The following is a 15,525-nucleotide window of genomic DNA, read 5'->3' on the forward strand; positions in this document are numbered from 1 at the left end:
TGAGCGTGACTGATCCCATCATCGACCCGGTCGGCCCGGTCCTCCAGACCGGCGAGGTCGCCAGGGCCGTGGCCGACGCGGCCGTGATCGACAACGCCGGACGGCGCGTCGACGTCCGCGACCGCGGCTCCTACGTGCGGATCGAGGTCGAGGGCGGGGAATGCGTGCTGCGCCGCGCGACCATCGCCGAGGAACTCGGCCGCCCGTTCAAGATGTCCGAGCTCGAACTGATCATGCCCTCGTTCGTCGGGCGGATCGACACCAGCAGCGACGTCTACCGCTTCTACCACGGCCACCAGCAGGCCGCGAACACCGACCAGAAGGGGGCTCTCGCATGAGCGCGCCGCTGAAGCCACTCAAGACCTGGGGCCACCTCGCCGCCCGGCGCCGCAAGCCCAGCGAGTACGAGATCGTGTCCACCAACCTGCTGTGGCACACGCGCGACGCCGAACAGCCCTGGGACGTCGGGCACACCGGGTTCATGGCGGACTTCTACCGCAAGAACCGCAACGGCAGCCCGGTCACCCACCCGGACTGGAACGCCTTCCGCGACCCCGACGAGCTGGTCTACCGCACCTACAACATCCTCCAGGACGGCCAGGAGACCTACGTCGAGGGCCTGCTGGACCAGCACAACGCCGAGGGCCACGACAAGGGGCTCGCACCCGAGTGGGTCGCGACCCTCGCCCAGCTCTACACCCCGAGCCGCTACCTGCTGCACACCATCCAGATGGCCAGCGCCTACCTGGTCCACATGGCGCCCGCGAGCACCATCGCCAACTGCGCCGCCTTCCAGACCGCCGACCAGCTGCGGTGGCTGTCCAATGTGGCCTACCGGACGGCCGAACTCAAGCTCGCCCATCCGAACGCCGGGTTCGGTGAGCGGGAACGCGAGCTGTGGGAGGAACTGCCCGCCTGGCAGGGGTTCCGGGAACTGATGGAGCGCCAGCTCACCACCTTCGACTGGGCCGAGGCGTTCGTCGCGCTGAACGTCGTGGCCAAGCCGGCCGTGGACGAGATCGTGCTGCGCCAGCTGGGTGTCAGCTCCCGCCGGCACGGCGACACCCTGCACGCGCTGCTCACCGAAGCCGCGCTGCGCGACAGTGAACGCTCCCGCCGCTGGACCGAGGCCCTCGTGCGGCACATGGCCGAGGTCGACGAGAACCTGCCGAAGCTCACGGAATGGGTGGACAAGTGGCAGCCGCTGGCCACGAAGGCCATCCGGGCCTACGGCGACGAGGTGGCCGAGAACGCGGAAGCCTCCGACAACGCCATCGCCGCGGTGCGGGCCTTCCAGCGGCACCTCGGGCTGGGGAACTGAGATCGCCATGACCGGACACCACGTCCTTGTCGAGGGGACCGGCGTTCGCTTCTCCTGCGCGGAGGGCGACACGCTGCTGCGTGCCGCCCTCCGCGCGGGAGTCGGACTCAGCTACGAGTGCAACAGCGGTTCCTGCGGCAGCTGCCGGTACGAACTCGTCGACGGCGAAGTGCGGGACCGGCGGCCAGGCGCGCCCGGACTCACCGCACGCGACCGCCGCCGGGGACGTCGGCTGGCCTGCCAGAGCGAACCGCTGTCCGACTGCGTCGTGCGCGTTCCCGAGCCCGCCGAGGTGACCACCTACCGGCCGGTGACCCAGACCGCGCTGCTGAGCGCGGTGCGGCCGCTCACCCACGACATGTCGGAGTTCGTGTTCACCGCCGAGGAGCGCGCCGAGTTCGCGCCCGGCCAGTACGCGATGATCCACCTGCCCGACGGGCGGGTCGAACGCGCCTACTCGATGAGCAACCTGGGCAACAGCAGCCGGGAATGGAAGTTCGTCGTCAAGCGCGCCCCGGACGGGCAGGCGACGTCCATCCTGTTCGACAAGCTCGAGGTCGGGTCGGCCGTGGTGATCGACGGCCCCTACGGCCACGCCTACCTGCGGCCGGAACGCAACCGCGACATCGTGTGCGTGGCGGGCGGCAGCGGACTGGGCGCGATGATCTCGATCATCCTCGGCGCGGCCGCGCTCCCGGACGCCGTGGACCGCACGGCGCACCTTTTCATCGGCGGCCGGACCGAGGCGGACATCCACATCCCCGACGCGGTCCTCGTCGCCCGCCGCCGCCTGCGGGCACTGCACGTCCGCACCGCCGTCTCGGCCGCCGACGGGTGCGACCCGCAGCCCGAGTGCGGCATCGCGCCCTTCCGCGGCTTCGTCCACGAGGCCGTCGTCGGCACCTTCGGCGAGAAGATCCGGGACTTCACCTACTACGCGGCGGGGCCGCCCGCGATGACCGACGCCCTCGCCAGGGCCCTCGTGGTCGAGGGCGGTCTGGCGGCCGACCACCTGTACTTCGACCGCTTCTGCTGAGAAAGGAACACCCATGGCTTTCGTTCGGGTCTGCAGCCTGGATGACGTCTGGGAGGGCGAGATGGAGTCCTTCGAGGTCGGCGACAAGGAGATCCTCGTCGCCCACCTCGACGGCGGCGACGTCGTCGCCACCCAGGCCATCTGCCCGCACCAGCAGGTCGAACTCGTCGAAGGGGAGCTCGACAAGAAGACCCTGACCTGCAAGAGCCACCTGTGGACGTTCGACCTGACCACCTGCAAAGGCATCAACCCCGGACACGCCGAGCTGGCGCGCTACCCGGTCAAGCTCGACGGCGACGACATCTACATCGACCCCGACGGCGACACCCCCAAGGTCGCCCACTCCTGACCAGACAAGGAATCCGGCACAATGGTTGCGATCAACTGCGACATGGGCGAGGCCTACAGCATCTACCGCTGCGGCGACGACGAGGGCATCATGCCCTACATCACGGTCGCGAACGTGGCGTGCGGTTTCCACGCCGCCGACCCGGTCGTGATGCGCAAGACCGTCGCCCTCGCCAAGGAACACTCGGTGAAGGTGGGCGCGCACCCGTCCTTCCCGGACCGGGACGGGTTCGGGCGCCGCGAGATGAAGCTCGACCCGGAGGAGCTGACCGCGTCCGTGGTCTACCAGGTGGGCGCGCTCAACGGTTTTCTCCAGGGCGAGGGGATGCCGCTGAACCACATCAAACCGCACGGCGCGCTCTACGGGCTCGCGTCCCGGGACGAGTCGGTGGCCGCCGCCATCGCCGCCGCCGCCGACGTCTTCGACGTCCCGCTCATGGGGATGGCCGGCACGGTGCACGAAAAGGTGTGGGGCCGTCGCCCGCAGGGCTTCATCGCCGAGTACTACACCGACCTCGACTACCGCGACGACGGCTCGCTCATCATCACCCGCGAGCACATCGCCTACGACCCCGCCCTCGCCGCCGAACGCGCGGTCCGCGCCGTCACCGAAGGCGTGGCCACCTCCGTCAACGGCAAGGACATTCCCATGCGGGCCGACTGCATCTGCGTGCACTCCGACACGCCGGGAGCGGTCGACCTGGCCAAGAGCGTCTACGAGGCGCTCAAGCCGTACCTGAGCTGAAACCTCCCCACCCGTCCCATCAACGAGTCACAGCGAGGTGCTCCGATGACCCGACACGAGGTCCTGTCCCCGATCCCCGGCGTCTTCTACCGCAAACCGGACCCGGACAGCCCGGACTACGTCAAACCCGGCCAGCACGTCTCCGCCGGGGACACGGTGGGCCTGGTCGAGGTGATGAAGTCGTTCTACCCGGTGGAGGCAGGCGCCGAGGGAACCGTCGTCGACTTCGCCGCAGAGGGCGAGTCCGTCGTGGAGGCCGGGCAGGTCCTCGTGGTGCTCGAGGTCGAGTCGTGAAGCGCCTGCTGATCGCCAACCGCGGCGAGATCGCGGTGCGGATCATCCGGGCGGCCCGCGACCTCGGCATCGAAACCGTCGCGGTCGCCAGCGACGCCGACCGGCACGCCCAGCACGCCCTGCTCGCCGACACGGTCGTCAACATCGGACCGGCCCCGGCCACCAAGAGCTACCTGGTGCCGGAGGCGATCGTGTCGGCGGCCCGGGACTCCGGCGCGGACGCGGTCCACCCCGGCTACGGGTTCCTGTCCGAACGGGCCGCTTTCGCGGCCGCGGTCGCCGACGCCGGCCTCACCTTCGTGGGGCCCGACGCCGACGTGATCGAGCAGATGGGCGACAAGGTGCGTGCCCGCCAGGTGGCGGCCGCCGCCGGGGTGCCCACCGTGCCGGGCACCCCGGACGGTGTCGCCGACGTCGCCGCCTCGGTCGCCGCGGCACGCGAGACGGGGTACCCGGTGATGCTGAAGGCCGCCGCCGGCGGTGGCGGCCGCGGGATCCGCGTCGTGGCCGACGAGGCCGAACTGGTGGCCGCGTTCCCGCAGGCCTCCGGCGAGGCGGCCAGCGCCTTCGGCGACGGCCGGATGTACCTCGAACGGTTCGTCCGCAACGCCCGGCACGTCGAGGTGCAGGTCCTCGGCGACGGGACCGACGCGATCCACGTGTTCGAGCGGGAGTGCTCCCTGCAGCGACGGCGGCAGAAGGTCGTCGAGGAGGCGCCCTCGCCGGGGATCGACGAGCGCATCCGCGCGGAGATGACCGCGGCGGCGGTCCGCCTGTGCCGCCAGGTCGGCTACCGCAGCGCGGGCACCTGCGAATTCCTGGTCGACGACGAGACCGGCGAGTTCTTCTTCATCGAGATGAACACCCGGATCCAGGTGGAGCACCCGGTCACCGAGTTGATCACCGGCATCGACCTGGTCGCCGAGCAGCTGCGCATCGCGGCGGGGGAGGAGCTCGGCATCCGGCAGAGCGACGTGACCGCGCGCGGGCACGCCGTCGAGTTCCGGGTGTGCGCGGAGAACCCGGACAAGAACTTCATGCCCGGCCCCGGCCGCATCGCCCACGTCCACCTGCCCGGCGGCCCGTGGGTGCGCACCGACACGTGGCTGGCGCCGGGCAGCCAGGTGTCGCCCTACTACGACTCCCTGGTGGCCAAGGTCGTGGTCTGGGGGCACGACCGGGCCACCGCGCTGGCGCGGTCCCGCCGGGCACTGTCCGAACTGGTCATCGACGGGGTGCCGAGCACCACGAGCCTGCTGCTGGAGTTGCTCGACGAGCCGTGGTTCGCCGACGGCAGCTTCGGCACCGGCACGCTCGAACAGTGGCTGGCCCAGCGCGCGGCGACGGGGGTGAGCGCATGAGCGGCGCCGCGGAAGCCCGCTACAGCTGGGGCGGTGACGAGCACATCTTCGTCGAGCTCGCCGAGTCGATGAGCCTGCGGGCCAACTTCCGCGCCATGGCGATCACGACGTCGCTGCGTGCGGATCGGCCCGACGGCGTGCTGGAGATCTGCCCGGCCAACGCCTCCTACCAGGTGCGGTACGACCCGGACGTCATCGAACCCGAGAAGCTGCTCGGGCACCTGCGCGACATCGAGCGGAAGGTCGGCGACGCCTCCGACTTCAGCCTCGCCACCCGCGTGGTCGAAATCCCCGTGCTGTACCGGGATCCGTGGACCACCGAGACGCTCATGCGGTTCCGCGACCGGCACCAGGACCCGGACGCCACCGACATCGAGTACGCGGCCAGGATCAACGGGCTCGCCGACGCCGACGAATTCATCCGCGTGCACTCCGGTTCCCCGTGGTTCACCTCGATGGTCGGGTTCGTGGCGGGACTGCCGTTCATGTACCAGATGGTGCCGCAGGAGCGTCAGCTCGTCGTCCCGAAGTACCTGCGCCCCCGCACCGACACCCCCAAGCAGACGGTGGGGCACGGCGGCTGCTTCGGGTGCATCTACTCCGTCCGCGGCGCCGGCGGGTACCAGATGTTCGGTATCACGCCCGCGCCGATCTACGACCCGTCGCAGTCCGCGCCGGACTTCGCCGACTTCATGGTCTTCTTCCGCCCCGGCGACATCGTGCGGTTCGCCCCGGTCGACCGGGACCGCTACGACGACCTGGTCGCCGAGGTCGAGGCCGGGACCTTCCGCATCCGTTCCCGGCCGGTCGACTTCGCGCTGAAACCGTTCCTGGACGACCCGGACGGTGTCAACACCCGCCTGCTGGAGGTGCTCCGTGCCGATTGAGGTGCGCAAACCAGGCCTGTCCACCACAGTCCAGGACACCGGCCGCAGCGGCTACTACGACGTCGGGATCCCGCCGTCCGGCGCGCTCGACCAGTACTCGCTGACGGTCGCCAACCGGCTGGTCGGCAACGAACCCGGCGCCGCCGCGCTCGAATGCGTCTACCTCGGGCCGGAACTGCTGTTCACCGAGGACGCCGTGGTGGCGATCACCGGCGCGGACCTGCCACCGCGGGTCAACGGGGAGGAGCGGCCGCTGTGGGAGGCGTTCCCCGTGCGGGCAGGCGACGTCCTGGACTTCGGCTACGTCAAACGGGGCGCGCGGGCCTACCTGGCGGTCGGCGGCGGCATCGACGTGCCCGTCGTGCTCGGCAGCCGCTCCACCTACGGTCTCGGCAAGCTCGGCGGGGTGTCCGGCGGCCCGCTGGTGCCCGGCGACGTGCTGCCGATCGGGCCCGGCGGCGGGACCCCCGGCCGGTCGCTGCCCGACGAGCTCAGGCCCGCCCTGGCCAAGGAGATCGAGGTCCGGGTCGTGATGGGCCTGTACGACCACGTGCTCACCGGCGCCGGACGGCGCGGCTTCCTCGACACGACCTGGACGCTGACCCCGGTCGCCGACCGCGTCGGATTCCGGTACCAGGGCGGCGAGCTGGAGACGGTCGACCGAACACCGCCGTTCGGCGCCGGACAGGACCCGTCGAACATCGTCGACGCCCCGTACCCGATCGGATCCATCCAGGTGCCGGGCGGGGTGGAGCCGATCATCCTGCACCGGGACGCGGTGTCCGGCGGCGGCTACATGATGATCGCCACCGTCATCAGCTGCGACCTCGACCTGGTCGCCCAGTCCGCGCCGGGCACCCGCACCCGGTTCGTCGACGTCACCCTCGACGATGCGCTCGCCGCCCGCCGGGAGTACCGGCAGCGGGCCCGTCGCGTCGCCGAACTCCTCGCCTAGAAAGGAAAAACCGCCATGCCACACGTCCGCATCGACTGGTTCCCCGGACGCACCGTGGAACAGAAGCGCGAGCTGGCCGAGGTGCTGACCCGCGAGATCTGCCGGATCGGCAAGTGCGCCCCGGACTCCGTGGGGATCGTGTTCACCGACGTGGACACCGAGAACTGGGCCCGCGCGGGCAAACTCTTCGCGGACGGCTGAGCCGTGGCCACACTGCGCTCGCACGTGCTGGTCGACGCCGATCCCGACGCCGTCTGGAAGGTGGTCGGCGACGCGGCGAACATCGCCGACTGGTTCCCCGCGATGACCGCTTCCACCGGCGACGACACCCGCCGCACGGTCACCTTGCGCGACGGCGCGCGGCTGGAGGAGGAAGTGGTGACCCGCGACCCGGTGCTGCGGCGGTTCCAGTACCGGGTCGTCGGCGGCGACCTCGGCGTGGAGTCGCACCTGGGCACGGTCGACGTGATCGAGGTGCCCGGCGCCGGCTCGCTGGTCGTCTACAGCACCGAGATCGAACCCGCGTCGCTGGCCGGAGCGTTCGACGAGGCGATCTCCGAGGCGGTGGCCGGCTTGCCGGGGTTCCTGTGAGCCGGCCGGGTGCCGCGGAGTGCCGCCGCGTGTTCGGATGGCCGGTCCGGGGGTCCGATCTGGTCCTGGGAGCGGGTATCGGCGCGGCGGCCGTCCCACGGGCGCGGGCCGGGCAGGTGGTGGAGAACCTGGGACGCCAGGGCTGCCGCGCGGCGGCCCTGAGCGTCCCGCCGGTGGTGATCTTCCTGGCCGAGGCCGACGTCCTGCCCGGCGACCTGGACGGCCTGCCTGCCGACGTCCGGGTGCTCACCTCGGGCACCGCCATCCCGTTGCCGGGCGCGCCGGGGCCCGCGCGGTGGCTGGTGCCGCCCGACCCGCGGCAGCGCTGGCTGCCGAGCCCGACCGCGGTCCTGGCCGCCGCCCGGGTGGCGAGCTACTGCCACTGACGGTGCCGACGAGCCGAACGGCGTGGCGCTCCCTGCGGGCGGCGGGCACGTAGCACGCTGGCGGCACCATGGCACGCATCTTCATCACCGGTTCCGCCGACGGCCTCGGCCGCCTGGCCGCCCAGACCCTGCTCGACGACGGGCACCAGGTCGTCCTCCACGCCCGCAACCACGCACGGCTCACCGCGGTGTCCGCGCTCATCGACCGGGGCGCCGAGGCCGTCACCGGGGACCTGTCCGATCCCGGGCAGACCCGCGGGGTCGCCGGGCAGGTGAACGCCCTCGGCCCGGTGGACGCGGTGATCCACAACGCCGGCGTCTACATCGGCGCGCGCATCCTGCCCGTGAACGTCGTCGCCCCCTACCTGCTGACCGCGCTGATCCGGCGTCCGGCGCGGCTGGTCTACCTCAGCAGCGGCATGCACCACGGCGGGCGGGCGGACGTGCGTGGCCGGGACTGGGCGGGCCTGCGCGCGACGGCGTCCTATTCGGACAGCAAGTTGTTTGTGACGGCGCTGGCGTTCGCGGTCGCCCGGCTGTGGCCCGGCGTGTCCGTGAACGCGGTCGACCCGGGCTGGGTGCCGACGAAGATGGGCGGCCCGGGCGCCCCCGATGACCTCCGCGAGGGGCACCGCACCCAGGAATGGCTCGCCACGAGCGACGACTCGCGCGCCCGCACCACCGGCGGCTACTGGTACCACGGGCAGCCGCGCGAGCCGCACGCCGCCGCCAGGGACGAGCGGTTCCAGGACGAGCTCGTGTCCGAGCTCGCGGCCTTCACCGGCACCCGCCTGGCGTAGGGCTACACCGCCCGCTCCGCACGGTCGATCTCGTCGAGCTGGTCGAGGATCTCGCCGGGGGAGGACTCGCCGACGACCTTCTGCAGCAGCGGCGTGTGGTCGAGGACGAGGTCGCGCAGGGCACGCAGCGGGCGCGGCGCGCGGTGGAACACCTTGCCCAGCAGCCACGCCTGCTGCGACTGCCGCGCCGTGTGCGGTTTGCGGGGCGTCTCGAACGCCTCCAGCGCGCGGCGCACCGCGGCGTAGTCCGACAGGTCGACCCCGGCCAGTCGGCGGCCGAGGAAGTAACCGTCCTCAATGGCCATTCCCGCGCCGTAGGCGGCGTAGGGAGAGGTGGGGTGCGCGGCGTCGCCGACGAGGGTGGCGCGGCCGCGTGACCACTGCTTCAGCGGCTTGCGGTCGCGCAGGACCCAGCGTTGCAGGTTTTCCGGCGGTGTGGCTGCGATCAGGCGCGGCAACGGATCGGCGAACCCGGCCGCCAGCGCGGTGGCGGTGGCATGCAGGTCCCCGGTGAACTCAGCCGACGTGTCGTGCGCGGTGAGCACCCACCACTGGAACCCGTCGCGGCCCTGGTGCCGGATGGAGGTCCAGCTGCCCTGCACGGTCCGGTCGTGCGACACCACGCACAGGCCGCGTTCAGCGGCCGCGTCGAAGGTGTAGCCGCCGAAGATGTGCAGGTGGTGCTCCCGCTTCGGCGACTCGCCCCACAGGGTGCGGCGGAGAAGCGAGTCGATCCCGTCCGCGCCCACCACCACGTCGGCCTCCAGCACGTCACCACCGGCCAGAGCCAGGGACACCCCGCTCTCGTCCTGCTCGACCGTCTCAACAGGACAGTCCACGCGCAGGACGCCCGGCGGGAGCGCGGCCAGCAGCCGCTCGTACAGCGCGGGCCGGAGCAGGCCGATGAACCCGCCGCCGTAGTCGCGCACCACCTCGGCGGGCAGGGTGATCGACGCGCGGGTGCGCCCGGCGGCGGTGCGGAACTCCGAGTGGCACGGCGCGCCCAGGTCGGTCACGTCGACGCCGAGCAGACCCAGTGCCTTGATGGGCGGCGGCCACAGGTTGAGGATATTGCCCGCCGGCCGGGCCCGCGGGTAGCGCTCCAGCAGGACGACGTCGTGGCCGGCCTGGTGCACGGACAGCGCGGTCGCCATCCCGGCCGGGCCGGCGCCGATCACGGCGACGCGGTGGGTGGTCATGGTCCGGCTCCTCGTCGAGTCAAGGTTAAACCGTAGTCATCGCTACGTTCTGACGAAGAATGAAGTGCGCGCTACGCTTCTGTCAAGCTCGGGAGAGGAGAACAGTGGGCAGTCCGGTGATCCGCCCGCCGCGCCAGAAGCGCACCCGGGAGGCGTGGAACCGCGTGCTCGACGCGGGGGTCGCACTCCTGGAAGAGGGCGGCTACGAGGCCTTCACCATCGCCGCGGTCTGCGAGCGGGCGGGCGTGGCACCACGGGCGCTCTACGACCGGGTCGACGACAAGGACGCGCTGTTCCTGGCCGTGTACGAGCACGGCATCGCCCGGATCCGGGCCGACCAGGAGGTGTTCGCCGACGCCGGGCGCTGGAACGGGCTGACCCCGGAACGGCTCGTCCGGGACGCGGTCGGCGAGCTCGACGGAATCTTCACCCGGCACGCGAAGTTCCTGCGGTCGGTGGTGCTCATCTCCGGCGCCGACGCCGAGATCCACCGCCGCGGCGCCCGGTACAGCCGGGAGGTCGGGGAGCGGTTCGCCGAGGTCGTGCTGCGCGCGCCGGTGACGCACCCGGACCCGGCCGCGGCGGTCCGGCTGGTGTTCACCCTGTTGTTCTCGACCATGGTGGTGCGCACCGCCTACGGGCCGGAGTTCCCCGGCGGGCGGGACGGGCTGGACCTCGGCGACTTCGCCGTGCGCTACCTGCTGGGCTGAGCCGACGTTCGGGGGAAACCGGGCGGTTCCGCGCCGCGCCGGGGGAGCCTGCCGCTAGCGTGATCATGCCACCGCGAGCGAGGAGATGAGGCGATGCAGGCACCGTCGACGGTCGTGCAGCTCGCGCTGCTCGTCCTCCTCGTGCTGCCCGGCATCACCTACCAGTTCGTGCGTGAACGCCGGCGCGGGCCGGTGCCGGGGGAGCGCGACCTCGGCGAACGGGTGCTGCGCGCGATCGTCGCCTCGATCGCCCTCGACGCCGCCTATGCGATCGCCGCCGGGCCTGCGCTCGTCCGCCTCGCCAAGGGCACCGGGCCCGGCGACTGGACCGGCTTCACCCAGCAGCCCCGGCTCGTCGGCGCGGTGGCCGTGCTGCTGTTCCTCGTCGTCCCGGCGCTCGCGGCCGCCGCCGTGTCGCTGGTGGAGCGCCGCCGCCGCGGCTCGCGGTACCTGCGCACTCCCACCGCCTGGGACCACGCCTTCCGCGACCGCGAACCGTGCTTCATCCGCGTCCGCCTCAAGGACGGCAACTGGGCGGGCGGCTGGTACGGCCACCGCTCCTACGCCTCCTCCTACCCGCACCCGCCGGAGCTGTACCTCGAATCGGCGCGCGTGATGGGCCCGGACGGCACCTTCGGCGTGCGCGTCCAGGGGACCGCGGGCCTGCGCCTGCGGGCGGAGGACTTCGACGTGCTGGAGTTCGTCGAGCCGGATCACGGGAAGGAGAAGTGATGGAGCACGACCTCACGCCCGAAGAGCTGGAGGTCCTGCGCACGAGCGTGTCGCGCGGCTACACGCCCAAGCGCGAGGTCACCGAGCCCGACGAGCCGCCCGCCGGATCCGCCGGCACCTCGCAGGCCGCCGAGGACTGACCCGTGACCGACTGGGGGGAGCGGTTCTGGGACGCGTTCCGGGTGGCCCGGCACAGCCCGGATCCGGCCTCGGTCCAGACCGCGATCGAGTACGGCCGCAAGGTGCTCGCGACCGTGGACGGCGATGAGCGCACCACCTACCTGTCCAACATGGGCGGCCTGCTGCAGACCCGGTTTCACCAGACCGGCGACCTGAGCTACCTGCAGGAAGCCGTGGACGGGCTGATGGAGGCGGTCCTGTTGTCGGCGGGCAGCCCGGCCGAGGAAGCCTCCCACGCCAACAACCTCGGCATCATCATGCACACCGCGTTCCAGCACAACCAGAACCTGGACACGCTGGACGACGCGGTGTGGTGGAGCCGGCGCGCGGTGGACGGCGCGGCGCCCGGGGACAAGGCCGACTACCAGGACAATCTCGTCGTCGCGCTGCTGACGGTCTTCACCGCCACCGGCGACGAGGGCGCGTTGTGGGAGGGCATCGAGCAGGCACGCGACGCGGTGCGCAACGCGCCGGACGACGACATCGCCGCCCGCAGCCGGTACTTCCTCGCGGTGCTGCTCCGCCGCTGGTTCACGCACACCGGCGATCCCACGGTCCTGCCCGAAGCCCTCGACGCGGTGCGGCGCGCCGTCGAGCTCACCCCGCCCGGTTCCGCCGAGCAGCTGGACCGCCTGGCGTTCCGCTGCCGGCTCCTCGACGACCGCCACCGCCTCACCGGCGCCCGGGACGACCTGGCCGAGCTGCTCGAAGCCCGCACGACCCTGTTCGCGCTCACCCCGCGCGGCGACCCGAGGTACTCGCGGTTCTCCACGGACCTGCTGTTCACGCAGCGCGAGTGGACCGCGCTCACCGGCGAACCTGCCGAACCGGCGAGCAGCGGGAGCGTGGCCGAGCGCGCCGGGATGGAGGCGGCGGCGTGCGGGACGCTCGCCGCCGAGTTCGGCCGGACCCGGAACCCGGAGCTGCTGGAACGCGCCATCCGGCACGGCCGAGCCGCGATCGCCGCCACCCCCGCCGGGCACCCGTACCGGGCCGAGCGGCTGGACCATCTCGCCGCGGCGCTGGCCCAGCGCGGCGAGGCGTTCGGCGACCTGGACGCGCTCACCGAATCCGCGGCGCTGCAACGGGAAGCCGTCCGGTGCGCACGGCCAGGGGATCCGCAGCGGGCCCAGTACGTGGGCAACCTCGTCGTCAGCCTGAACGCGTTGTTCCTCGCCACCGGCGAGCTCGCGTCGCTCACCGAGGCGATCGACGCCGCCCGCGAGGCCGCCGCCATCACCGCCGGACACCCGGACCACCCGGTGATCCTCGCCAACCTCGCGGCGACGCTGCACCGCCGTTTCCGGGTCACCGGCGAGCTGGGGATGCTGACCGAGGCGATCGATGCCGCGCGGGAATCGGTCCGCCTCGGCGCCGGACGCGTCGCCGGGCACGCCAGCCACCTCGGCAACCTCGCCACCATGCTGTCCGACTGGTTCGAGCGGACCGGCCGGGCCGAAGCGCTCGACGAGGCGATCCGCGTCCACCGCGCCACCGTCGACGCCACCGCGGCCGACGACCCCGACCGGGCGTTGCGCCTGGCGAACCTGGGTGGCGTCCTGAGCACCGCCTACACCCGGTTCGGCGACCAGGACGCGTTGCGCGACGCGATCGCCGCCCGCCGCGCGTCGGTGGCCGCGGCCGCCGACGGCAGCCCGGAGCGAGCCGGTTACGTTTCCGGCCTCGCCGGTGTGCTGTGCGACTGGTTCGCGCGTCCCGGCGCGGGCGAGCATGACCCGGCGATCCTGGAGGAGGCCGTCGCACTCGCGCGCGAAGCCGTGGGGGCGCGGGAAGGCGAGTCGTTCTCGCGGGCGACGACGCTGACCACACTGGCCGACGCGCTGCGGCTGCGGTTCCGCCGGTTCGGCGACCGGGACGCGCTCGCCGAGGCGCTCGCGGTGTACGGCGAGGCCGCGCGGTCCGCCGGATCGCCGACGGTCCGGCGGGTGGAGGCGGCCGACCGGTGGGGCGAGCTGGCCGCCGAGGGCGGGTTGCCCGCGTCCGCGGCCGAAGGCTACGCCGTCGCGGTCGGGCTGCTGCCCCAGCTCGCCGGCCGCCGCCTCGACCGGGGCGACGCCCAGTACTGGCTGGGCCGGTTCGCCGGGCTCGCCGCCGACGCGGCCGCCTGCGCGCTCGACGCAGGCGATCCGGAGGGCGCGGTGACCATGCTGGAGTCCGGCCGCTGCGTGCTGGCGGCTCAGGCGCTCGACAGCCGCGGCGACCTGACCGAGCTGCGCGAGCGGGCGCCCGAGCTGGCGGCGGAGTTCGAGGCGCTCGGCGCGGAGTTCGAAACCGACACCGGCCGGGACCGCCTCGCGCTCGCCGGGGAACTGGAGGAGCTGGCCGCGCGGATCCGGGAACTGCCCGGGCTGGAGCGGTTCCTGCGGCCGCCGTCGCTCGCCGGCCTGACGGCGCAGGCGCAGGAGGGCCCGGTCGTCTACGTCAACGTGAGCGGCTACCGGTGCGATGCGGTGATCCTCACCCCGGACGGTGTCCAGGTCCAGCCGCTGCCCGGCCTGAGCTCAGAGGCCCTGCGGCAACGGGTGCGTGCCTTCCGCGCCGCGCTCGCCGCGGAGCCCGGCGAGCGGCTGTCCGCCGAGCGCACGATCCACGAGACGCTGGAATGGTTGTGGGACACCGTGACCGGCCCCGTGCTGGACTCGCTGGGCGCGGTGTCGCGGATCTGGTGGGCGCCGGTCGGGGTGCTCAGCATGTTGCCGCTGCACGCCGCCGGTCACCACCGCGACGGCGGTCCCACGGTGGTGGACCGGGTGATCTCGTCGGTGACGCCGACGGTCCGGGCGCTGGCCCACGCGCGGGCGCAGGGACGGGGAGGTGGTGACCGGCTGCTCGTGGTCGCGATGCCGTCCACACCGGACGGTCCCGACCTGCCCGGCGCCCAGGCCGAAGCGGAGTTCCTCGCCGCGCAGGTCCCCGGCGCCACGGTGCTGACCGGCGCGGAGGCCACTCGGGACGCCGTGCTGGACGCGCTGCCGACCGCCGGCTGGGTGCACTTCGCCTGCCACGGCTACAGCGACCCGGCCAACCCGTCGGACAGCCACCTGGTGTTGCACGGTCAGGCGCCGTTGCGGGTGGTCGACGTGTCCCGCCTGCGCCTGCCCGGCGCGCGGTTCGCGTACCTGTCGGCATGTGACACGGCCCGCACGTCGGAAACCCTGTCGGACGAGGCGATCCACCCGGCGGCGGCGTTCCAGATCGCCGGGTTCGCGCAGGTGGTGGGCACGCTGTGGCGGGTCGACGACGCCGTCGCGCCGTCGCTGACGGAGCAGATCTACACCGACCTCCTCTCGTCCGGAGCCGACACCGCGGCCGCGTCGGTGCACCGGACGATCCGCGCCCTGCGGGACCGCTACCCGAACCTCCCGTCGCTCTGGGCGGCCCACGTCCACTTCGGCGCCTGAGCGTGCCGGTCCAAGGCGTCAGCAATCACCGAGGCGGCGGGGCGCCGGTTCGCCCCGGGTATGAACATTGTCCGCACAGGGACGCAGCCGGTATCCCTCGTGACCTCACACCCTTGCACCGCACGCCCGGATCGGCGTGCGGTGCGCGGGCGGCGGTGATCAGTCCGGCTTGATGCGGATCCCGCAGGCGTACACCCACATGTGCTCGTCCTCTTCCCCCTTCTCGCCACGCGGCGGCAGGACCCGGACCACCCAGCCGCGCCAGTCCTCGGTCGGCTTGTTCTTGCAGACGCCCCGCGAATAGATCGGCACGTACCTGCTGCTGTTCGGTGCGTTGTCGGCGCATTCCCAGCCGCCGCCGGTGAGGGTGTACCCCTCGTCGACGAACACCGTCTCGTCCTGGTCGAACTTCCCGCGCTTCCAGAAGACCTTCATCTCCAGTTTCAGCGTCGCGGCGTTCTGGCCGCCCAGCAGGGCGTGTCCCTGATCCCGCGCGCCGGTGGCGAAATCACCGATGCTCATGCGTTTTCTCCTTTTCCCGAGGAACCCTTCCGGGCT

General features: G+C 72.4%; 19 protein-coding genes. 17 read left to right on the plus strand and 2 right to left on the minus strand.

The genetic code is table 11. The features are described from left to right. Positions 1-5 precede the first annotated feature (5 nt). From AMYTH_RS0102110 to AMYTH_RS0102170, 13 genes are all read left to right on the plus strand, one after another. Positions 6-338: an MmoB/DmpM family protein gene (locus tag AMYTH_RS0102110; RefSeq protein ID WP_228684539.1), complete on the plus strand. Its 333-nt coding sequence runs from the start codon at positions 6-8 to the stop codon at positions 336-338. Next, positions 335-1,321 (plus strand): ferritin family protein, encoded by a 987-nt coding sequence (locus AMYTH_RS0102115; RefSeq protein WP_027928919.1) that lies wholly within the window; start codon positions 335-337, stop codon positions 1,319-1,321. Before AMYTH_RS0102110 ends, AMYTH_RS0102115 begins: the two co-directional genes overlap by 4 nt. A gap of 7 nt (positions 1,322-1,328) precedes the next feature. Continuing rightward, positions 1,329-2,357, plus strand: coding sequence for a 2Fe-2S iron-sulfur cluster-binding protein (locus tag AMYTH_RS0102120; protein ID WP_027928920.1), 1,029 nt, complete (start codon positions 1,329-1,331; stop codon positions 2,355-2,357). Positions 2,358-2,370: 13 nt separating this feature from the next. Further along, positions 2,371-2,706, plus strand: a complete 336-nt coding sequence (locus tag AMYTH_RS0102125) for a Rieske 2Fe-2S domain-containing protein (RefSeq protein ID WP_027928921.1) — start codon at positions 2,371-2,373, stop codon at positions 2,704-2,706. 21 nt (positions 2,707-2,727) lie between these two features. Next, positions 2,728-3,450, plus strand: coding sequence for a 5-oxoprolinase subunit PxpA (gene pxpA / locus AMYTH_RS0102130; RefSeq protein WP_027928922.1), 723 nt, complete (start codon positions 2,728-2,730; stop codon positions 3,448-3,450). Between the two features lie 45 nt (positions 3,451-3,495). Further along, a complete protein-coding gene (locus tag AMYTH_RS0102135) occupies positions 3,496-3,744 on the plus strand; it encodes an acetyl-CoA carboxylase (protein WP_027928923.1) in 249 nt (82 codons plus the stop codon). After that, on the plus strand, positions 3,741-5,105 hold the full coding sequence (locus AMYTH_RS0102140; protein WP_027928924.1) for an acetyl-CoA carboxylase biotin carboxylase subunit: 1,365 nt from the start codon (positions 3,741-3,743) through the stop codon (positions 5,103-5,105). The genes AMYTH_RS0102135 and AMYTH_RS0102140 overlap by 4 nt, the downstream gene beginning before the upstream one ends. Beyond that, positions 5,102-5,992 carry a 5-oxoprolinase subunit B family protein gene (locus AMYTH_RS0102145; RefSeq protein WP_027928925.1) on the plus strand — a complete coding sequence of 297 codons (891 nt, stop codon included), beginning with the start codon at positions 5,102-5,104 and terminating at the stop codon, positions 5,990-5,992. The genes AMYTH_RS0102140 and AMYTH_RS0102145 overlap by 4 nt, the downstream gene beginning before the upstream one ends. Beyond that, positions 5,982-6,947 (plus strand): 5-oxoprolinase subunit C family protein, encoded by a 966-nt coding sequence (locus AMYTH_RS0102150; protein ID WP_027928926.1) that lies wholly within the window; start codon positions 5,982-5,984, stop codon positions 6,945-6,947. The genes AMYTH_RS0102145 and AMYTH_RS0102150 overlap by 11 nt, the downstream gene beginning before the upstream one ends. Before the next feature lie 15 nt (positions 6,948-6,962). Continuing rightward, positions 6,963-7,148, plus strand: a complete 186-nt coding sequence (locus AMYTH_RS0102155; protein ID WP_027928927.1) for a tautomerase family protein — start codon at positions 6,963-6,965, stop codon at positions 7,146-7,148. Positions 7,149-7,151: 3 nt separating this feature from the next. Then, positions 7,152-7,538 (plus strand): SRPBCC family protein, encoded by a 387-nt coding sequence (locus tag AMYTH_RS0102160; RefSeq protein WP_027928928.1) that lies wholly within the window; start codon positions 7,152-7,154, stop codon positions 7,536-7,538. 29 nt (positions 7,539-7,567) lie between these two features. Beyond that, complete coding sequence (locus AMYTH_RS0102165; protein ID WP_228684541.1) at positions 7,568-7,924, plus strand: hypothetical protein; 357 nt, start codon at positions 7,568-7,570, stop codon at positions 7,922-7,924. Positions 7,925-7,992: 68 nt separating this feature from the next. Continuing rightward, entirely contained in the window at positions 7,993-8,724 is a 732-nt protein-coding gene (locus tag AMYTH_RS0102170; RefSeq protein ID WP_027928930.1) for an SDR family NAD(P)-dependent oxidoreductase, read from the plus strand. 2 nt (positions 8,725-8,726) lie between these two features. On the opposite strand, the gene AMYTH_RS0102175 is transcribed toward AMYTH_RS0102170, so the two are convergent. Continuing rightward, positions 8,727-9,923, minus strand: a complete 1,197-nt coding sequence (locus tag AMYTH_RS0102175; protein ID WP_027928931.1) for an FAD-dependent oxidoreductase — start codon at positions 9,921-9,923, stop codon at positions 8,727-8,729. 104 nt (positions 9,924-10,027) lie between these two features. Here AMYTH_RS0102175 and AMYTH_RS0102180 point away from each other — a divergent pair, with 104 nt between their 5' ends. The 4 genes from AMYTH_RS0102180 to AMYTH_RS0102195 all read left to right on the plus strand — a co-directional run bounded on the left by AMYTH_RS0102180 (position 10,028) and on the right by AMYTH_RS0102195 (position 14,967). Continuing rightward, positions 10,028-10,633, plus strand: a complete 606-nt coding sequence (locus AMYTH_RS0102180; RefSeq protein WP_027928932.1) for a TetR/AcrR family transcriptional regulator — start codon at positions 10,028-10,030, stop codon at positions 10,631-10,633. A gap of 93 nt (positions 10,634-10,726) precedes the next feature. After that, positions 10,727-11,365, plus strand: coding sequence for a DUF6338 family protein (locus AMYTH_RS0102185; RefSeq protein WP_027928933.1), 639 nt, complete (start codon positions 10,727-10,729; stop codon positions 11,363-11,365). Then, positions 11,365-11,505, plus strand: a complete 141-nt coding sequence (locus tag AMYTH_RS49415; protein ID WP_167344561.1) for a hypothetical protein — start codon at positions 11,365-11,367, stop codon at positions 11,503-11,505. The genes AMYTH_RS0102185 and AMYTH_RS49415 overlap by 1 nt, the downstream gene beginning before the upstream one ends. A 3-nt stretch (positions 11,506-11,508) precedes the next feature. After that, on the plus strand, positions 11,509-14,967 hold the full coding sequence (locus tag AMYTH_RS0102195) for a CHAT domain-containing protein (protein WP_027928934.1): 3,459 nt from the start codon (positions 11,509-11,511) through the stop codon (positions 14,965-14,967). Between the two features lie 159 nt (positions 14,968-15,126). Here AMYTH_RS0102195 and AMYTH_RS0102200 read toward each other — a convergent pair whose 3' ends face one another. After that, entirely contained in the window at positions 15,127-15,489 is a 363-nt protein-coding gene (locus AMYTH_RS0102200; protein WP_027928935.1) for a hypothetical protein, read from the minus strand. Positions 15,490-15,525 lie beyond the last annotated feature (36 nt).

This window comes from Amycolatopsis thermoflava N1165, from assembly GCF_000473265.1.
GTDB classification, from domain to species: domain Bacteria; phylum Actinomycetota; class Actinomycetes; order Mycobacteriales; family Pseudonocardiaceae; genus Amycolatopsis_E; species Amycolatopsis_E thermoflava.

Excerpts from the sequence above, each read along its gene's own strand:
- AMYTH_RS0102115 (WP_027928919.1), top strand. The coding sequence starts at position 335 with ATGAGCGCGCCGCTGAAGCCACTCAAGACCTGGGGCCACCTCGCCGCC.
- AMYTH_RS0102120 (WP_027928920.1), top strand. The coding sequence starts at position 1,329 with ATGACCGGACACCACGTCCTTGTCGAGGGGACCGGCGTTCGCTTCTCC.
- AMYTH_RS0102125 (WP_027928921.1), top strand. The coding sequence starts at position 2,371 with ATGGCTTTCGTTCGGGTCTGCAGCCTGGATGACGTCTGGGAGGGCGAG.
- pxpA (WP_027928922.1), top strand. The coding sequence starts at position 2,728 with ATGGTTGCGATCAACTGCGACATGGGCGAGGCCTACAGCATCTACCGC.
- AMYTH_RS0102135 (WP_027928923.1), top strand. The coding sequence starts at position 3,496 with ATGACCCGACACGAGGTCCTGTCCCCGATCCCCGGCGTCTTCTACCGC.
- AMYTH_RS0102145 (WP_027928925.1), top strand. The coding sequence starts at position 5,102 with ATGAGCGGCGCCGCGGAAGCCCGCTACAGCTGGGGCGGTGACGAGCAC.
- AMYTH_RS0102155 (WP_027928927.1), top strand. The coding sequence starts at position 6,963 with ATGCCACACGTCCGCATCGACTGGTTCCCCGGACGCACCGTGGAACAG.
- AMYTH_RS0102170 (WP_027928930.1), top strand. The coding sequence starts at position 7,993 with ATGGCACGCATCTTCATCACCGGTTCCGCCGACGGCCTCGGCCGCCTG.
- AMYTH_RS0102175 (WP_027928931.1), bottom strand. The coding sequence starts at position 9,923 with ATGACCACCCACCGCGTCGCCGTGATCGGCGCCGGCCCGGCCGGGATG.
- AMYTH_RS0102185 (WP_027928933.1), top strand. The coding sequence starts at position 10,727 with ATGCAGGCACCGTCGACGGTCGTGCAGCTCGCGCTGCTCGTCCTCCTC.
- AMYTH_RS49415 (WP_167344561.1), top strand. The coding sequence starts at position 11,365 with ATGGAGCACGACCTCACGCCCGAAGAGCTGGAGGTCCTGCGCACGAGC.
- AMYTH_RS0102200 (WP_027928935.1), bottom strand. The coding sequence starts at position 15,489 with ATGAGCATCGGTGATTTCGCCACCGGCGCGCGGGATCAGGGACACGCC.